At 63.1% G+C, this 2,558-nt stretch carries 1 protein-coding gene and 1 pseudogene; one reads left to right on the top strand and one right to left on the bottom strand.

Annotated elements, in window-relative coordinates; all coding sequences use genetic code 11:
- Positions 1-167: pseudogene (locus NKJ40_RS31680) on the bottom strand (S-(hydroxymethyl)glutathione dehydrogenase); the annotation flags it as partial.
- A 213-nt stretch (positions 168-380) separates the two neighbouring features.
- On the opposite strand from NKJ40_RS31680, the gene NKJ40_RS31675 reads away from it, so the two are divergent.
- Entirely contained in the window at positions 381-2,393 is a 2,013-nt protein-coding gene (locus NKJ40_RS31675; protein ID WP_352469374.1) for an acetyl-CoA carboxylase biotin carboxylase subunit, read from the top strand.
- Positions 2,394-2,558 lie beyond the last annotated feature (165 nt).

Genomic DNA, 2,558 nt, shown 5'->3' with positions numbered 1-2,558 from the left:
AACAGGCCTTCCGGGTCGGCGCCCGACAGCGTGAACTCGTCGGTGTGGCAGATGCCGGTTGCCTTGATCTCGACCAGCACCTCGCCATCACGAGGACCTTCGAGGTCGACCTCCATGATCTCCAGCGGCTTTCCGGCGGCGACGGCGACAGCGGCGCGCGTTTTCATCAGGCAATCCTCCCAAGGCAGTCTGCAATCCAGGTTAGGTTTAACTTACCATTCAGCTCTGCGCTATGCACGAAGCGACGTTCTGACCCCGCATTTTCGTCAGCGCCCGCCGATTTGCATCCGGGATAGGCTCCGACTTTGCCTTGACCGGCCCCCTGAAGCCCATAAAACGGGAAGCCCGTAAAAGAAGGGCAGCCGAGGGACGAGGCCTGCATGTTCACAAAGATCCTGGTCGCCAACCGTGGCGAGATCGCCTGCCGCGTGATCAAGACGGCGCGCAAGATGGGCATCGCCACCGTCGCGGTCTATTCCGACGCCGACCGCGACGCTGTGCATGTCGAAATGGCCGACGAGGCGGTGCATATCGGGCCTTCGCCGGCCGCGCAAAGCTATCTGGTTCCGGAAAAGATCATCGCCGCCTGCAAGGCGACAGGGGCCGAGGCCGTGCATCCCGGCTACGGTTTCCTGTCCGAGCGGGCATCCTTCTGCGAAGCGCTGGAGCAGGAAGGCATCGTCTTCATCGGCCCGAAGCCCAAGGCCATCAAGGCGATGGGCGACAAGATCGAATCGAAGAAGTTCGCCAACGCGGCCAAGGTGTCGACCGTGCCCGGCTGGCTCGGCGTCGTCGAAAACGCCGCCCATGCCGAAAGAATAGCCGGCGAAATCGGCTATCCCGTGATGATCAAGGCCTCGGCCGGCGGTGGCGGCAAGGGCATGCGCATCGCCTGGAGCAAGGCCGAAGTGCGCGACGGCTTCGACCGGGCGCGGTCGGAGGCCAAAAGCTCGTTCGGCGATGACCGCGTCTTCATCGAAAAATTCATCGTCGATCCGCGCCATATCGAAATCCAGGTGCTCGCCGACGCCCATGGCAACACGCTCTATCTCGGCGAGCGCGAATGCTCGATCCAGCGCCGCAACCAGAAGGTCGTGGAGGAGGCGCCGTCGCCGTTCCTCGATGCCAAGACCCGCAAAGCCATGGGCGAGCAGTCGGTGGCGCTGGCCAAGGCGGTCGATTACCAGAGCGCCGGCACGGTCGAATTCATCGTCGACAGCGACAAGAACTTCTATTTCCTGGAAATGAACACGCGGCTGCAGGTCGAGCATCCGGTGACGGAACTCGTCACCGGCATCGATCTGGTCGAGCAGATGATCCGCGTGGCGGCCGGCGAAAAGCTCGCCATCAAGCAGAGCGACGTCAAGCTGAACGGCTGGGCGATGGAAAGCCGCCTCTATGCCGAAGATCCGTATCGCAATTTTCTGCCGTCGATTGGCCGGCTGACGAGATACCGGCCGCCGGAAGAGGGAAAATTCGGCGAAATCGTCATCCGCAACGATACCGGCGTTACCGAAGGCTCGGAAATCTCGATGTTCTATGACCCGATGGTCGCCAAGCTGTGCACCTGGGCGCCGACGCGGCTGGCGGCGATCGACGCGATGTCGGAAGCGCTGGACAGTTTCGTCGTCGACGGCATCGAGCACAACATCCCGTTCCTGGCGGCGCTGATGCAGCATCCGCGCTGGCGCGAAGGGCGGCTATCGACGGCGTTCATCGCCGAGGAATATCCCGACGGCTTCGCGCCCATTGTGCCGAACAGCGAAGAAAACGCGGTGCTGGCCGCGGTCGCAACCGCGGTCGAACTGCTGCGCCGCGACCGGCTCGACCGGCTGGGTGGGCGGCTGGCGCCGCATTCGGGCGCCTTGAAACGCGATTGGGTGGTGAAGATCGGCCGTGACTATCTTTCGGCCGTTATCGTGGAAGGCATGATTTCCATTCCGATGGAGCTCGACCTCACGATCGACGGCGGCAAACCACTGACGGTGGCATCCGACTGGCGGCCGGGCGATCTCATCTGGCGCGGCATGGTCGGCGGCCGCAAGGTCGCGGCGCAGGTCAGGCCGGTGCTGAACGGGTTCCGCATCGCCTGGAAAGGCATGTCGGTGACGGCCCGCGCCATGCTGCCGCGCACCGCCGAACTCGAAAGGCTGATGCCGGAAAAAGTGGCGCCGGATACCTCCAAGATGCTGCTTTGTCCAATGCCCGGTCTTGTCGTGTCGATAGCCGTTGCCGAGGGGCAGGAGGTCAAGGCCGGCGAGACGCTTGCCGTGGTGGAAGCGATGAAGATGGAAAACGTGCTGCGCGCCGAGCGCGACCTCATCGTCTCGAAGCTCAACGCCAAGCCCGGCGACAGCCTTGCCGTCGACGCGGTGATCATGGAATTCGCGTGAGGCTGAAAAAACCGCCTGAGGTTGGCGGGGCAGCGCCCCCCTCTGTCCTGCCGGACATCTCCCCCACCTTGGGGCAGGGCTATCGCATATGAGTGATGGCATTGATGAGATAGTCGTCGTTCCAGGCGCATTTCTTGATGCGATGGCTGATGGGAACTTTGGCAG

Origin of the sequence: Mesorhizobium sp. M0119 (assembly GCF_040322615.1) — a bacterium.
Taxonomy (GTDB): Bacteria; Pseudomonadota; Alphaproteobacteria; order Rhizobiales; family Rhizobiaceae; genus Mesorhizobium.
The sequence above is the reverse complement of the archived record's forward strand: the minus strand, read 5'-3'. Positions and strand labels throughout refer to the sequence as shown.